The organism is Micromonospora sp. NPDC049275, assembly GCF_043197115.1.
Classification (GTDB): Bacteria; Actinomycetota; Actinomycetes; order Mycobacteriales; family Micromonosporaceae; genus Micromonospora.
Genome location: NZ_JBICSN010000015.1, coordinates 87,906 through 102,937, shown reverse-complemented (window position 1 = coordinate 102,937; position 15,032 = coordinate 87,906). Strand labels below are relative to the sequence as shown.

General features: G+C 71.6%; 15 protein-coding genes and 2 pseudogenes. 9 read left to right on the top strand and 8 right to left on the bottom strand.

The genetic code is table 11. From position 1 onward, the window contains the following. Positions 1–23: 23 nt before the first annotated feature. Both ACGFIE_RS29510 and ACGFIE_RS29505 read right to left on the bottom strand, forming a co-directional pair. A pseudogene (locus ACGFIE_RS29510) lies at positions 24–221 on the bottom strand (response regulator transcription factor); the annotation flags it as partial. 183 nt (positions 222–404) lie between these two features. Continuing rightward, positions 405–842, bottom strand: a pseudogene (locus ACGFIE_RS29505) (helix-turn-helix transcriptional regulator); the annotation flags it as partial. A 256-nt stretch (positions 843–1,098) separates the two neighbouring features. Between ACGFIE_RS29505 and ACGFIE_RS29500 the strand changes: the two are divergent. After that, positions 1,099–1,482: a WhiB family transcriptional regulator gene (locus ACGFIE_RS29500; protein ID WP_266246147.1), complete on the top strand. Its 384-nt coding sequence runs from the start codon at positions 1,099–1,101 to the stop codon at positions 1,480–1,482. Between the two features lie 195 nt (positions 1,483–1,677). Here ACGFIE_RS29500 and ACGFIE_RS29495 read toward each other — a convergent pair whose 3' ends face one another. The 3 genes from ACGFIE_RS29495 to groES form a co-directional block, all read right to left on the bottom strand. Beyond that, positions 1,678–3,243: a molybdopterin-dependent oxidoreductase gene (locus tag ACGFIE_RS29495; RefSeq protein WP_393300683.1), complete on the bottom strand. Its 1,566-nt coding sequence runs from the start codon at positions 3,241–3,243 to the stop codon at positions 1,678–1,680. Positions 3,244–3,367: 124 nt separating this feature from the next. Next, positions 3,368–5,011, bottom strand: coding sequence for a chaperonin GroEL (groL, locus tag ACGFIE_RS29490; RefSeq protein WP_393300680.1), 1,644 nt, complete (start codon positions 5,009–5,011; stop codon positions 3,368–3,370). Positions 5,012–5,081: 70 nt separating this feature from the next. Further along, positions 5,082–5,396: a co-chaperone GroES gene (groES, locus tag ACGFIE_RS29485; protein ID WP_030330046.1), complete on the bottom strand. Its 315-nt coding sequence runs from the start codon at positions 5,394–5,396 to the stop codon at positions 5,082–5,084. Positions 5,397–5,655: 259 nt separating this feature from the next. On the opposite strand from groES, the gene ACGFIE_RS29480 reads away from it, so the two are divergent. The 8 genes from ACGFIE_RS29480 (at position 5,656) to ACGFIE_RS29445 (ending at position 13,224) form a co-directional block, all read left to right on the top strand. Beyond that, a complete protein-coding gene (locus ACGFIE_RS29480) occupies positions 5,656–6,852 on the top strand; it encodes a methyltransferase domain-containing protein (RefSeq protein ID WP_393300678.1) in 1,197 nt (398 codons plus the stop codon). Between the two features lie 10 nt (positions 6,853–6,862). After that, a complete protein-coding gene (ybaK, locus tag ACGFIE_RS29475) occupies positions 6,863–7,342 on the top strand; it encodes a Cys-tRNA(Pro) deacylase (RefSeq protein WP_393300675.1) in 480 nt (159 codons plus the stop codon). A gap of 178 nt (positions 7,343–7,520) precedes the next feature. Further along, positions 7,521–8,615, top strand: coding sequence for a sugar ABC transporter substrate-binding protein (locus ACGFIE_RS29470; RefSeq protein ID WP_393300672.1), 1,095 nt, complete (start codon positions 7,521–7,523; stop codon positions 8,613–8,615). 113 nt (positions 8,616–8,728) lie between these two features. Then, positions 8,729–9,547, top strand: a complete 819-nt coding sequence (locus ACGFIE_RS29465) for an ATP-binding cassette domain-containing protein (RefSeq protein WP_007465114.1) — start codon at positions 8,729–8,731, stop codon at positions 9,545–9,547. Next, positions 9,544–10,806 carry a sugar ABC transporter permease gene (locus ACGFIE_RS29460; protein WP_393300669.1) on the top strand — a complete coding sequence of 421 codons (1,263 nt, stop codon included), beginning with the start codon at positions 9,544–9,546 and terminating at the stop codon, positions 10,804–10,806. Before ACGFIE_RS29465 ends, ACGFIE_RS29460 begins: the two co-directional genes overlap by 4 nt. A 22-nt stretch (positions 10,807–10,828) precedes the next feature. After that, complete coding sequence (locus ACGFIE_RS29455) at positions 10,829–12,010, top strand: ROK family protein (RefSeq protein ID WP_393300666.1); 1,182 nt, start codon at positions 10,829–10,831, stop codon at positions 12,008–12,010. 19 nt (positions 12,011–12,029) lie between these two features. Further along, positions 12,030–12,338, top strand: a complete 309-nt coding sequence (locus ACGFIE_RS29450; protein ID WP_363680357.1) for a DUF1707 domain-containing protein — start codon at positions 12,030–12,032, stop codon at positions 12,336–12,338. 145 nt (positions 12,339–12,483) lie between these two features. Beyond that, positions 12,484–13,224, top strand: a complete 741-nt coding sequence (locus tag ACGFIE_RS29445; RefSeq protein WP_393300663.1) for a DUF4142 domain-containing protein — start codon at positions 12,484–12,486, stop codon at positions 13,222–13,224. 21 nt (positions 13,225–13,245) lie between these two features. On the opposite strand, the gene ACGFIE_RS29440 is transcribed toward ACGFIE_RS29445, so the two are convergent. The 3 genes from ACGFIE_RS29440 to rimI are packed head-to-tail and all read right to left on the bottom strand — an operon-like array spanning position 13,246 to position 15,027. Continuing rightward, the gene (locus tag ACGFIE_RS29440) at positions 13,246–13,500 is read right to left on the bottom strand and encodes a hypothetical protein (protein ID WP_363680531.1); all 255 of its coding nucleotides are present in this window, start codon (positions 13,498–13,500) and stop codon (positions 13,246–13,248) included. Between the two features lie 14 nt (positions 13,501–13,514). Continuing rightward, the gene (gene tsaD / locus ACGFIE_RS29435) at positions 13,515–14,561 is read right to left on the bottom strand and encodes a tRNA (adenosine(37)-N6)-threonylcarbamoyltransferase complex transferase subunit TsaD (RefSeq protein WP_363680361.1); all 1,047 of its coding nucleotides are present in this window, start codon (positions 14,559–14,561) and stop codon (positions 13,515–13,517) included. After that, on the bottom strand, positions 14,554–15,027 hold the full coding sequence (gene rimI, locus ACGFIE_RS29430; RefSeq protein WP_393300780.1) for a ribosomal protein S18-alanine N-acetyltransferase: 474 nt from the start codon (positions 15,025–15,027) through the stop codon (positions 14,554–14,556). Before rimI ends, tsaD begins: the two co-directional genes overlap by 8 nt. Positions 15,028–15,032: the final 5 nt, after the last annotated feature.

The window sequence follows — 15,032 nt, the reverse complement described above, 5'->3', positions numbered from 1 at the left end:
CGGGGCTGGGTCGCGGGGGTGGGTCAGGAGACCAGGCCGGCGCGGAAGCCGGCGGCGACCGCGTGGGCGCGGTCCCGGGCGCCGAGCTTGCGGAACAGCCGTCGCGCGTGTGTCTTGACGGTGTCCTCCGACACGAACAGTTCCCGGCCGATCTCCGCGTTGCTCTTGCCCTCGGCCATGCCCAGCAGCACCTGGAGTTCCCGTTCGGTGAGCCCGATCGAGGCCCGGTTGGGGCGGGCGTTCGGGTTGGGTCGGGTCGGGTCGGTCTGACTGGTGCCCGACCCTTCGGCCCCGGACTCGACCTCGTCGTCACCGCGCTGCACCGGCACCGATGCCACGCCCGACGACCCGTCGCCGTTCGCGGCCGTCCAGCCGGGTTCGGCCGAGTTGCGTACCGATGGCGCGGAGCGGCCCGAACCACCGACCGCCGCCGTGTCCCGGGCGGGGTCGGTGACCCGCTGCCGGGATGCCCGCCCGGGTGCGGTGAGCAGCAGCAGGGCCTTGGCCACCGCGCTGGTCAGGTCGTGGTCGGCATTCTGGATCAGACCCCGCGCGCCGGCGCTGATGGTGGCGGCGGCGGCCTCGGACTCCTCGGCGCCGAGCAGCAGGACCGCGGCCTGCGGCGCGCGGGCCAGCACCCGGCGGACGAAACCCGCGCTGTCCGGCCGGGTGAGAGCCGTGTCGGCCAGGATCACGTCGGCCGGCCGTTCAGCGAGTCGCAGCATCACCTCGGGATCGGAGACGGCGGTACGGACGATCGCGGACAACCCCAGCCGGGCGGCAGCAGAAGTGAGGTGCTGAGCCGCGAGCGGTGTCCGAACGCACACAAGAACGGTACGCACTGTGGTGGTCTCCTCTCCGCACACGAGCAGACCATGACGGCGTCGGCTGGGGAGGGGGTTCCCGGCAATCATCTGAACTTTTCCGACAGATAGGACAAAAGCCGCATCTTGTCGGGCGTTTTGGATCACAGACGTGTGAGCGGGCGACAGCCCGGGTACCGGGAGGTCCAGGCCGGGAACGGTGCGCCTGCGCGGCCCGCCGCCCGGAAGCCGGCCACAAGGATTCTCGCGGTGCCGCGCGGGAGGAGGGGTGCTGATGTCGAACGTACGTAGACTGCCCGGACCCATCGTCGATCTCTGGGACTGGCAGCGGCTCGGTGCCTGTCGAGGCCGGGACAGCGCCCAGTTCTTCCACCCGGACGGGGAGCGGGGCTCCTCCCGGCTGCGGCGGGAGTCCGCCGCCAAGTCGGTCTGCCGCGCCTGCCCGGTCCGCGCCGAGTGCGCCGCGCACGCCCTGGCGGTCCGAGAGCCGTACGGCGTGTGGGGTGGCTTCAGCGAGTCCGAGCGGCTGCGCCTGCTCGCCGTCGGCTGGGAGGACCTGGCCGACCGCCGGCAGATCCGGGTCGACGTGGCCCGGCTGGAGGCGCGACTGGGCCGCCCGCACAAGTCGACAGTCCCGGCCCAGCGCAACGTCGCCTGACCCCACACCGAACCCGGACGAACCGCGCCCCCTTCCCGGGGGGCGCGGTTCCCGCGTCCCCACGGACCCCACCCCACCCACCCGGAGCCCCGTCGATCATGAAGTTATTGCCCCGACACGCCGTCGGCGGAGGCAATAACTCCATGATCACCCAGAGGACGGGTGGGGGTGGGGGTGGGGGACGGGTGGGGTGGGTCAGCGGACGTTGACCGGGACCGTGTGCCAGCCGGTGGCACCGTCCGGGGCGACGCTCTGCGTGCGCTCGGTCTGGGTCTCGCCTGTCGCGTCGGTCGCCCGGACCTGGAGCTGGTGCTCACCCGGCGTGGCGTCCCAGCGCCACGACCACTGCACCCAGGTGTCCACCGACACCGTCGGGGCCAGCTCCGCCTCCTGCCAGGGGCCGCCGTCGACGCGTACCTCGACCCGGCTGATGCCCCGATGCTGCGCCCAGGCCACACCTGCCACGGTCACCGGACCGGCGGTCAACCGGTTGCGCCGTCGCGGCGTGTCGATGCGCGACTGGGTCTTGATCGGGCCCTGGGCGGACCAACCACGCGGCACCCAGTACGCGTCGAAGTCGGCGAACCGGGTCAGCTCCAGCTCGGTCACCCACTTGCAGGCCGACACGTAGCCGTAGAGGCCGGGCACCACCATCCGGACCGGGAACCCGTGCTCGACCGGCAGCGGCTCGCCGTTCATGCCGATCGCCAGCAGCGCGTCCCGTCCGTCGCGCAACGCGGCGGTGGGGGTGCCACAGGTCCACCCGTCGACCGACCGGCCGACGACCTGGTCGGCGTCCTCCTCCGGCTGGACCTCGTCCAACAGCTCCCGCAGGGGCACGCCCAACCAGCGGGCGTTGCCGATCAGGTCCCCACCGACCTCGTTCGAGACGCAGGCCAGCGTGACGTACCGCTCGACCAGCGGTCGGGCCAGCAGATCGGCGTAGGTGTAGGTGCGCTCCGTGCCCACCCGGCCATGGATGCGCAGCCGCCAGCTGTCCGGGTTCACCTGCGGCACCACCAGGGCGGTGTCGATCCGGTAGAACCCGAGGTTCGGGCTCACGTACGGCGCGAGCTGGGCCAGCGACAGGTCCGCGCCCGCCGGCACGGCCGGTGCGGGGGCGACCGGCGCGGGCAGCCGGATCGCGTCCCGGGCGGCGGACACACCGCGCCTCCCGGCCAGCCAGCGCCCACCGAGACCGGCCACGGCGGCCGTGCCGAGCAGCACCCCGGTGCCGGTCAGGAACCTCCGGCGCGACTCCGGATCGACGGTCGCGACAGGCGCGGCGGGGGTCACCGGCACCTGCGGGGCCCAGAGCCACGGGTCCAGCTCGAACGGGCCGTCGATGAACAACCAGAGCACCAGGGCGCCGAGCCCGCCGCCGACAAGCGACGGCAGCGCGTCGAAGACGTCCGCGCCGGAGCGGGTCAGCGCGGCGGCCACACCGACGGCGCCGAGCGCCGCGATGCCGGCCAGGCCCAGAGCCAACCGGCGGATCGCCAGCACTCCGAGCAGCGCGGCGAACCCGCCCAGCAGCAGGGCCGTTCCGGTCAGCAGGGCGATCTTGTCGGCGGTGCCGAAGACGTCGATGGCGAACTGCTTGAGCGGTTCGGGGACGGCGTCGACGACCACCCCGCCGACCGCTACCAGCGGCGCCGACCGAGGGCCGGTCAGCACCGCGACAGGCTCCGCGGTTCCGATCGCGACGGCGGCGGCGGTGACTCCGGCCAGCGCGGCGTACCGCCGCGACGTGGTGCTCATCGGCCCAGTGTGCGCGATCGTCTCGCCGGGTCGCCAACCATGTCAGCGCTTGGTAATGATCGCGGAGACGAACCGGGGCACACCGCCGTACGACGGTGTGCCCCGAAACGGATGTCGCTGCCGGTCAGAAGCCCGGGCCGTGCTGGTGGCCGTGGCCGTGGCCGCCGTGTCCACCGGCGGCGGCCGGCTCGGCCTGCTCCGGCTTCTCCACCACGAGGCTCTCCGTGGTGAGCAGCAGACCGGCGATCGAGGCGGCGTTGGTGACCGCGTTGCGGGTCACCTTCACCGGGTCGATGATGCCGGCCTTGACCAGGTCGACGTACTCGCCCTTGGCGGCGTCGAGGCCGTTGCCCCACTTCAGGTCGGCGACCTTCTGCGTCACGACGTAGCCGTCGTGACCGGCGTTCTGGGCGATCCAGCGCAGCGGCTCGACGAGCGCCTTGCGCACGATCGAGACACCGACCTTCTCCTCACCGGTGAAGCCCAGGTCGTCGTCGAGCACGGGGAGGATCTGCACCAGGGCGGCGCCGCCGCCGGGCACGGTGCCCTCCTCGACCGCGGCCTTGGTCGCCGCGATGGCGTCCTCGATGCGGTGCTTGCGCTCCTTCATCTCGACCTCGGTCGCCGCGCCCACCTTGATCACGGCGATGCCGCCGGAGAGCTTCGCCAGCCGCTCGGCCAGCTTCTCCCGGTCCCAGTCGGAGTCGGAGGCCTCGATCTCCTTGCGGATCTGGGAGACCCGGTCGTCGACATCGGCCTTCTGGCCGCCGCCGTCGACGATCGTGGTGTTCTCCTTGTCGACCACGACGCGCCGGGCAGTGCCGAGCACCTCGAGGCCGACCTGGTCGAGCTTGTAGCCCAGCTCCGGGGCGACCAGCTCGGCGCCGGTGGAGATCGCGATGTCCTGGAGCATGGCCTTGCGCCGGTCGCCGAAGCCCGGGGCCTTGACCGCGCAGACCTTGAGGGTCTTGCGCAGCGAGTTGACCACCAGGGTGGAGAGCGCCTGACCGTCCACGTCCTCGGCGATGATCAGCAGGGGCTTGCTGTTCTGCAGGACCTTCTCCAGCAGCGGCAGCAGCTCCTCGATCGCCGAGATCTTCTGGGTGGTGACCAGGATGTACGCGTCCTCCAGGACGGACTCCTGACCCTCCAGGTCGGTGACGAAGTTCGGCGAGATGAAGCCCTTGTCGAACTGGAGACCCTCGGTCACGTCCAGCTCGGTGGTGAGCATCGAGCCCTCCTCGACGGTGATGACACCGTCGCGGCCGACCCGCTCCATCGCCTCGGCGATCAGCTCGCCGATGGTGGCGTCCTGCGCGGAGATCGTCGCCACGTTCGCGATCGACTTCTTGTCCGCGACCTCGACGGCCCGCTCGAGCAGCGCCTCGGAGACCTTGGCGGCCGCCGCGTCGATGCCCCGCTTGAGGCCGGCCGGGTTGGTCCCGGCGGTCACGTTGCGCAGGCCCTCACGGACCATCGCCTGCGCCAGCACGGTCGCGGTGGTGGTCCCGTCGCCGGCGACGTCGTTGGTCTTGGTCGCCACCTCCTTGACCAGCTGCGCGCCGAGGTTCTCGTAGGGGTTGGTGAGCTCGATCTCCTTGGCGATGGTCACACCATCGTTGGTGATCGTCGGCGCACCGAATTTCTTGTCCAGGACGACGTTGCGCCCGCGCGGGCCGAGGGTGACCTTGACCGCGTCTGCGAGGGCGTTGACACCGTGCTCAAGCAGGTGCCGGGCGTCGTCCGAGAAGCTCAGGATCTTCGCCATGAATGTCCCTTCGAAGCGCCGCTGCCCCGGCCCGGCGAGCCGGACCGGGGCAGCGACACTGATCGGTTGCTTACTTCTCGATGACCGCGAGGACGTCGCGGGCGGAGAGCACCAGGTACTCCTCGCCGGCGTACTTGACCTCGGTGCCGCCGTACTTCGAGTAGAGGACGGTGTCGCCGACCTGCACGTCAACCGGAACCCGGTTGCCGTTGTCGTCGACGCGCCCCGGGCCCACAGCGAGGACGGTGCCCTCCTGCGGCTTCTCCTTGGCGGTGTCGGGGATCACGATGCCCGACGCCGTGGTGGTCTCAGCCTCGTTCGCCTGGACCACGATGCGGTCCTCGAGCGGCTTGATCGCAACCTTGGTCGCGGTAGTCACGGGCATACCCTCCTGGGGTACTGGTTTCGTTGCCGGTCAGCGGGGCTGACCAGCGTCAATCTGCCTCATGCCACCGGGCGGAGCCGTCGTCGCGGGTGCCGGTCCGCCTGGCGTGCGCACCCGGGTCGCGAGACCCGGAAGCTGGCACCCTCAGGGTGAGAGTGCTAATCGCAGGTTATTCCGTGGCTAGCACTCCGTCAAGGAGAGTGCCAGCGCGTCGCGCCCCGCCACCCGGTATTTCCACGTCGGCCGGGACAATGACCGGGTGGACCTCGATCAGCTGGCGGCGCTGCGTACCCCCGAGGGGTCGGCCGCGCTCTCGGCGGCGGCCGCGCTGGCCGGCGGTGATCCACTGGCGGCGGCGTCGGCGTTACGCGCGGCCGGGGTGCCGCCCACGCTGGCCGCGGCGGCGCTCACCCAGGCCGAGCTGCGTCACCGGGCGGTAGGCAAGTTCGGCCCGGCCGCCGCCGGGATGTTCCTCACCCGCGCCGGGCTGGAGCAGGCCACTCGTCGGGTCGTCGCCGAGCGCCGTGCGGAGCGCCTGCGCGCGGCCGGCGTCCGCACGCTTGCCGACCTCGGTTGCGGCCTCGGCGCCGACGCGCTCGCCGCCGCCCGCGCCGGCATCCGGGTGTACGGGGTGGAGGCCGACCCGGTGACCGCCGCGATGGCCGCCGCCAACGCCGCCGCCGCGGGGCTTGCCGAGCTGTTCACTGTCGAGTGCGGCGACGCCACCGCGTTCGACGTCTCCCGGGTCGACGGGGTCTTCTGCGACCCGGCCCGCCGTGCGAGCGGCACCGGTCGGCGGATCTTCGACCCGCGTGCCTACTCGCCGCCGTGGGACTTCGTGACCGGGCTGGCCGAACGGGTGCCGCACACGGTGGTGAAGGTCGCGCCGGGCCTGGACCACGCGCTCATCCCGGCCGGCGCGGAGGCCGAGTGGGTAGGTGTGGACGGCGACCTGGTCGAGGCCGCGCTCTGGTGCGGCGACCTGGCCCAGGTACCGCGCCGCGCCACCCTCTACCGACAGGTGGGCGCCGAGACGCGCCGTTTCCAGCTCACCGGCTCGGGTGCCGCCGAGGCGTCGGTCGGGCCGCCTCGCCGCTACCTGTACGACCCGGACCCGGCGGTGGTACGCGCACATCTCGTCGCCGAACTGGCCACCGAACTGGACGCCACCCTCGGCGATCCGAGCATCGCCTACCTCTACGCCGACCGACCGACACGCACCCCGTACGCGCGCTGCCTGGAGATCACCGACGTGTTGCCGTTCTCGCTCAAGCGCCTCCGTGCGCTGCTGCGGGACCGTCGGGTGGGCCGCGTGGAGATCCTCAAGCGGGGTTCCGCGCTCACACCGGAGCAGTTGCGGCGGGATCTGCGGCTGGCCGGCGACCAGGCGGCGAGCCTGGTGCTCACCCGGATCGCCGGGGCACCGACGGTGCTTGTCGGCCGACCTGTCGACTAACGTCGTCGCCGTGGCGGGATCTGGCACTCCGGCAACGGCACTGTTGATCAAGCGGGGGATCGCGCATCGCACCCATCCGTACCGGGTCTCCCCGGACGCGCCGAACTACGGGGCGCTTGTCGCCGAGGCGCTCGGCGTGGCACCCGAGCGGGTCTTCAAGTCACTGGTGACCGAGGTCGACGGCGCGCTGACAGTGGCGGTCGTCCCGGTCACCGGCGAGCTGGACCTCAAGGCGCTCGCTGCGGCGGTCGGCGGCAAGCGGGCGGCGATGGCCGACCGGGCGGTAGCCGAGCGGGCCACCGGCTACGTGCGCGGCGGGATCAGCCCGCTCGGGCAGCGCAAGCGACTGCCCACCGTGCTGGACGAGTCCGCACTGGACCTGCCGACGATCTATGTCTCCGCCGGTCGGCGCGGCCTGCAACTGGAGTTGGCGGCGGCGGATCTGGTGGCGCTCACCGAGGCCCGCACGGCGCCGTTGCAGGCCCGCTGACGCCTTCGTTACGTCGACTCCCCCGTGGGATACCCGGGGAGTAACAGTCGCGTTGCTGAATTGTTATCGCTTCCAACAAACTTGGCACCTGCGCGGTCTTGTGGGACCAGTGTGACGCGAAATACGTTGCCGGACACAACAAAACAACACCTCCCCCACCTCCGAAAGGACCCTGCACATGCGTAAGGGGATCCTCACCATCGCCGCCGTGGGCCTGCTCGCGACGGGCGGCATGACCGCCTGCAGCGACGACTCCGGCACCGGCTCGGCCGACTCCAAGAAGACTCCCAAGATCGGCGTGATCCTTCCGGACAGCAAGTCCTCCCCCCGCTGGGAGACGGCGGACCGTCGCTTCCTGGAGGAGGCGTTCAAGGCCGCCGGCGTCCAGTACGACATCCAGAACGCCCAGAACGACAAGGCCACCTTCCAGACCATCGCCGAGCAGATGATCACCAGCGGCGTCACCGCCCTCATGATCGTCAACCTGGACTCCGGCACCGGCAAGGCCGTGCTCGACAAGGCCAAGTCGCAGGGCGTCGCCACCATCGACTACGACCGGCTCACCCTCGGCGGCTCCGCCCAGTACTACGTCAGCTTCGACAACGAGACCGTCGGAAAGCTCCAGGGCGAGGGTCTGGCGAAGTGCCTGACCGACAAGGGTGCCAAGAACCCCGTCGTGGCGTACCTGAACGGCTCCCCCACCGACAACAACGCCACCCTGTTCAAGGCCGGCTACGACTCGGTGCTCAAGCCGAAGTTCGACTCCAAGGAGTACACCAAGGGCCCGGACGACGCCGTGCCGGGCTGGGACGGCCCCACCGCCGCGACCATCTTCGAGCAGCAGCTCACCGCGACCAAGGGCAAGATCGACGGCGTGCTGGCCGCCAACGACACTCTCGGCAACGCCGCCATCTCGATCCTGAAGAAGAACAAGATCAACGGCAAGGTACCGGTGACCGGCCAGGACGCCAGCGTGGAGGGCCTGCAGAACATCCTCGCCGGTGACCAGTGCATGACCGTCTACAAGGCCGTCCGGGAAGAGGCCAAGGCCGCGTCCGACCTGGCCATCACACTGGCCAAGGGCGAGAAGAAGGACACCGGCCAGACGGTGAAGGACCCGGAGGGTGGCCGGGACGTCCCCTCGGTGCTGCTCACCCCGAAGGCCATCTACAAGGACAACGTCAAGGACGTCATCGCCGACGGTTACGCGACCAAGGAGCAGGTCTGCACCGCGGCGTACGCCAAGTTCTGCGCCGGCGCCGGCATCAGCTGACCGACGCCGCAGTACCCGCCGGGACGACAATCGCCGCCCGGCACGGGAGCACCCTCCCGTGCCGGGCGGCGCCCGCCGGACGGGCCCCGACCCTCCCTTAAGAAGGAGACCCCGTGTCCGCGACTCCCCTGCTGGAACTCCGCGGGATCGACAAGAGCTTCGGTCCCGTCCAGGTGCTCCGCGACGTCGCCCTGAGCGTCCACCCGGGTGAAGTGACCGCACTTGTCGGCGACAACGGCGCCGGCAAGTCGACCCTGGTGAAGTGCATCAGCGGCATCTACCCCACCGACGCCGGTGAGGTCCTGTTCAACGGCGAACAGGTGCACATCGGCAGTCCCCGCGACGCCGCCACGCTCGGCATCGAGGTCGTCTACCAGGACCTCGCGCTCTGCGACAACCTGGACATCGTGCAGAACATGTTCCTCGGCCGGGAGAAGCACAGCGGCATCGTCCTGGACGAGCCGACAATGGAACAGCTCGCCGCCGAGACCCTGGCGGGGCTCTCCATCCGCACCGTCACCTCGCTTCGCCAGCACGTCTCCAGCCTCTCCGGCGGTCAGCGCCAGACCGTGGCCATCGCCAAGGCGGTGCTGTGGAACAGCAAGCTCGTCATCCTGGACGAGCCGACCGCCGCCCTGGGCGTGGCACAGACCGCCCAGGTCCTCGAACTCGTCCGCCGCCTCGCCGACAACGGCCTGGCAGTGGTGCTCATCTCGCACAACATGAACGACGTCTTCGCCGTCTCCGACCGGATCGCCGCGCTGTACCTCGGCCAGATGGTCGCCCAGGTGAAGACCACCGACATCACCCACGCCCAGGTGGTTGAGCTGATCACCGCCGGGCGCTCGGGCGGGCTCGGTCTCGCCACCGACCCGGGCAGCAACGGCGACGGCCCGCAGCCGGCCGACTCGATCTCAGGAGGCGTCCGATGACCACCACCGCCGTGCGGAAGGAAGGCCCCGCGGCCGTCACACCGCCGCCGACCGTCGGGAGCCACGTCCGCAACTACGTGAGCCGGGTACGCGGTGGCGACGTCGGCGCGCTACCGGCCGTGCTCGGCCTGATCGTGCTCTGCACCGTCTTCGCGATCATGCGGCCGTCGTCGTTCCTGTCGGCAGGCAACTTCGCGAACCTCTTCACCCAGGGCGCGGCGGTCACGCTCATCGCGATGGGCCTGGTCTTCGTGCTGCTGCTCGGCGAGATCGACCTCTCCGCCGGCTTCGCCAGCGGCGTCTGCGCGGCGGTACTGGCCAACGTGGTCACAGTGCTCGGCTACCCCTGGTGGGTCGCCGTCCTCGCCGCGGTCGCCACCGGTGTCATCATCGGCACCACGCTCGGGATGCTGGTCGCGAAGATCGGCATTCCGTCCTTCGTGGTCACTCTCGCCGGCTTCCTCGCCTTCCAGGGCGTCGTGTTGCTGCTCGTGCAAGAGGGCACCAACATCTCCGTCCGCGACGAGGTGCTGGTCGCCATCGCCAACCGCAACCTCGCCCCCGCGCTGGGCTGGGCGCTGACCGCCGTCGCCGTCGTCGGCTACGCGGCGGTGCAACTGCTACGCCACCGCAACCGGGCGGCACGTGGACTGATCACCGACCCGATCGCGGTGGTGGCGCTGCGGATCGCCGGGCTCGCCGTCATCCTCGGCACCGCTGTGTACGTGCTCAACCTGGAGCGCAGCCGCAACGTCCTCATCGTCTCGCTCAAGGGTGTGCCGATCGTGGTGCCGATCATCGCGGTGCTGCTTGTCATCTGGACCTTCGTGCTCCAGCGCACCAGCTACGGCCGGCACATCTACGCCGTGGGCGGCAACCGCGAAGCGGCCCGCCGGGCCGGCATCGGAGTCGACCGGATCCGGATCTCCGTCTTCGTGATCTGCTCGTCCATGGCCGCCGTCGGTGGCATCGTGGCCGCCAGCCGGGCCAACTCGGTCGACCCGAACACGGGGGGCAGTAACGTACTGCTCTACGCGGTCGGCGCGGCGGTGATCGGCGGCACCAGCCTCTTCGGCGGCAAGGGCCGGGTCTTCGACGCCGTGCTGGGAGGCGCGGTGGTCGCGGTCATCGAAAACGGAATGGGCCTGATGGGGTACAGCGCGGGAGTCAAGTACGTGGTGACCGGCGTCGTGCTGCTGCTCGCCGCCAGCGTCGACGCCCTCTCCCGCCGCCGCGCGGCAGCCACCGGCACCCGCTGACCGCGCGGGAGGTAGCACGAGCATGCGCCCGGCACCCAGCCAGGAGGAGGTCCGGAGGCAGAACCTCGGGGCCCTGCTGCGGCACGTGCACGTCCACGGCGCGACCACCCGCGCCGAACTCACCACCACCCTGGGGTTGAACCGGAGCACCATCGGCGCGCTCACCGCCGACCTGGCCGGCGTCGGACTGGTAAGCGAGGGCACACCGAAGGAGACCGGCCGGGCCGGACGGCCGTCACTCGTCGTCCGGCCCGAATCGACCCGGGTGTACGCGTACGCGTACTCCGTCGAGGTGGACCGGCTGCGCGCCGCCCGGGTCGGCCTGGGCGGCGCGGTGCTGGACCGCCGGGAGCTGGACCGGCCGCGCGGGCTGCTGGCCGCCGAGGCCGCCCCGCTGCTCGCCGGCGCGGTCAAGGAGATGCAGCAGGCGGTGCCCGCCGACGCGATCTGCGTCGGCACCGGCGTCGCGGTCTGCGGGATGGTCCGTCGCGAGGACGGCCTGGTCCGGCTCGGCCCCACCACCGGTTGGGTGGACGAGCCGATCGGCGCGGCGCTCGGCGCCGAACTGGGCCTCGACGTGCCGGTCACCGTCGGCAACGTGGCAGACGTGGCGGCGTTCGCCGAACACGCCCGGGGCGTCGCGGCCGGCTGCGACAACGTCATCTACCTGTACGGCGACGTCGGCGTCGGTGCCGGCATCATCGCCGGCGGGCGTCGACTCACCGGACACGGCGGGTACGGCGGCGAGGTCGGGCACATGAAGGTGGTCCGCGACGGGATGCCCTGCGAGTGCGGCGCCCGGGGTTGCTGGGAGACCGAGATCGGCGAGCACGGCCTGCTCCGCGCTGCCGGACGATCCGACGCCCGGGGCCGCGAGGCGCTGCTGGCCGTCTTCGACGCCGCCGACCGGGGGGACGCCCGCGCCCAGACCGCGGTACGCCAGGCCGGTGACTGGCTGGGCTTCGGGGTGGCCAACCTGGTGAACGTCTTCAACCCCGAGATGGTCATCTTCGGCGGCACCATGCGCGACCTCTACCTCGCGGCCGCGGCCCAGATCCGCAGCCGGCTCAACTCCAACGCCCTCGGCGCCTGCCTGGAACACGTGCGGTTACGCACCCCGAAACTGGGTGAGGACGCGCCCCTGATCGGCGCCGCCGAACTGGCCTTCGAACGGCTCCTCGCCGACCCCCTCGACGTTGGCTGATCCGCGTACCCTGTCCGGCGTGGATGTCGAGCTGCGCGCGTCCGACGACGACCGCCACCGGGTGGTCGCCGAGCTGCACCGGCACACCACCGCGGGCCGGCTCACACTCGACGAGTTCTCCGAGCGGGCCGGCGCGGTCTGGGCCGCCCGCACCCTCGGTGACCTGGCCGCGCTGACCCGGGACCTGCCGGTGCTGCCCGATCCCGTTGCCGCGTCGGCAGGCGGTGTCGACCCGATCGGGCACGGCCGTCGGGAGCTGCTGGTGCTCTTCGCCGTCGCCGCGCTCACCCTGCTGCTGCTCGGCGGTTTCCTCGCCCTCACCCGCTGATCCGCCTCCACTCCGCCCATTTCCCGCCACCCGTGGATGAACTGATCGGGCGGTCAGTCCGTACCAGTGGGCGGACGGGCGGCCGGCAGGGTGCGGCTGCCCGGTCCAGACGCGTTTCGGTCCGGACCGAGGAGGCACCACAGACATGGCACCGCTCAGATCCGCCCGTCGCCAGTTGGGCAACCGGACCCACCGCGCGGCGATGCTGCTCATCGCGATCGTCGCGGGGGTCGGTGTCCTGCCCGGAGTGGCCATCGCCGCCCCCGCTGGCGGACAGCAGCTCAACGCCGCCGACATGACACTGCTCAACGGCGTGCGGTTGGCCGGCCTGTGGGAGATGCCGGCCGGGCAGATGGCCGCCGAGAAGGGGCAGTCGGCGAAGGTCCGGGAGATCGGTGCGGGCATCGCCGGCGAGCACCAGCGACTCGACCAGCTCACCGTGGACGCGGCCAACAAGTTGGGCGCGAGCATCCCCAGCGAGCCGACCGCCGAGCAGAAGGGCTGGCTGTCGGAGATGCAGAAGGCCTCCGGCGCCCGGTTCGACCAGATCTTCGTCACCCGGCTCCGGGTGGCCCACGGCAAGATCTTCCCGGTGATCGGCGCGGTGCGGGCCAGCACCCGCGACGCCACCGTCCGCAAGCTCTGCGAAGAGGCGAACGGCTTCGTGATGCACCACATGCAGATGCTGGAGAGCACCGGGCTGGTCCGCTGGCCGGAGCTGCCGCCGGCCGCGCTGCCCGCACCCGGCCAGGACGGGCTGCTGGCAGCCGCCTCGGCGAACACCGGCCCCCAGGTAGGGGTCAGCAGCACAGTCGTCTGGCTGGTCTTCCTCGCCGCGCTCGGCACCGGCGGCATCGCCACCTACCGGATGCTGCGCCGCAGCTGACCACCCCGTTGGTGGCCCCCGTCAGCGGTCGACCTGGGTGAAGTCCCAGGAGTGCGGGGCGCGGGCCACCAGCAGGGCGGGCGGGTCGGGCAGCGACCGGGGGCTGCTGCGCCACTTGGAGATGACCACGACACGGTGGTCGGTGGAGGAGAAGACCTCACTGGAGACGTGCAGAGGGTCGTGCTCCAACTCGGGCAGGGCGGTGTCGCACACCCAGGTGATCAGGTCGGCGACGCCGTACGCCTCGGCGCGCGCCTCCCACATCCGCACGATCATCTCCGGTGCCCCCGTCACACGCTTACCGTTGTCAACGGCAACGCCGAGTCGGCCGGCAGGTCCAGCCGGCTCGGCGCGACCCCGGCGGCGACCAGGTGCGACCCGAGCGCGGCCACCATCGCCCCGTTGTCGGTGCACAGCTTGGGCCGGGGCACCCGGACCCGGATGCCGTACTTCTCGGCCCGCTGTTCGGCAAGTGCCCGCAGACGGGAGTTCGCGGCCACGCCACCGCCGATCACAAGCGTCTCGATCCCCTGCGCCCGGCAGGCGGCGAGCGCCTTGTTGGTCAGGACGTCACAGACCGCCTCCTGGAAGGACGCGGCCACGTCGGCCACGGGCACCGGCTCGCCGGCGCGCTGACGCGCCTCGACCCAGCGGGCCACAGCCGTCTTCAGCCCGGAGAACGAGAAGTCGTACCGGTGGGCGGCGAGATCCTTGGCGGCGGTCAGGCCGCGCGGGAAGGCGATCGACGCGGCGTCACCGGCTCGGGCCTCCCGGTCGATGGGCGGGCCGCCCGGGAACGGCAACCCCAGCAGGCGGGCGACCTTGTCGAACGCCTCACCGGCCGCGTCGTCGATGGTGGCGCCCAGCGGGGTGACGCCGCGGGCCAGGTCGTCGACGAGCAGCAGCGACGAGTGCCCGCCGGAGACCAGCAGCGCGATGGCGGGTTCCGGGAGCGGGCCGTGCTCCAGGGTGTCCACCGCGACGTGCGCGGCGAGGTGGTTGACGCCGTACACAGGCTTCTCGGCGGCGAGCGCGTACCCCTTGGCGGCGGCGACGCCGACCAGCAGCGCGCCGGCCAGGCCGGGCCCCGAGGTGACCGCGATGGCGTCGATGTCGGCGAGGGTGACGCCGGCCTCGGTCAGCGCCCGCTGCATCGTCGGCACGATGGCTTCCAGGTGGGCCCGGCTGGCCACCTCGGGCACCACGCCCCCGAAGCGGGCGTGCTCCTCGACGCTCGACGCGAGCGCGTCGGCAAGCAGGGTGTGCCCGCGTACGATGCCGACGCCGGTCTCGTCGCACGAGGTCTCGATGCCCAGGATCAGCGGTTCGTCAGCCATGGTCGTGTGGTCCGTCCCCGGTCGGCTCGGCGACGCGCTGCATCACCAGCGCATCGGTGTTGCTCGGTTGGTAGTAGCCGCGACGCACCCCGATCGGCTCGAACCCGTACATCGCGTAGAGCCGCTGGGCGGCGACGTTGTCCACGGCGACCTCCAGCAGGGTGCTGCGGGCGTCACGCCGGGCCGCCTCGGCGAGCAGCTCCTCCAGCAGGACGCGGCCGACGCCCCGCCGCTGGGTGTCCCGGCGGACGGCGATGTTCTGCACCCACACCTCGTCGGGCGGGGCTCCGGCCAGCCCGGCGTAGCCGAGCACGGCGCCGTCGGCGTCGGTCGCGACCCGGTAGTGGTGGCCGTTGGCCAGCTCGTTCCAGAACATCGCGGGTGACCACTGCTCGGCGCCGAACAGGTCCGCCTCGATCGGCAGCACCTCGTCGATGTGCCACCAGCGGAACGGCTCCAGCCGCACCGCCG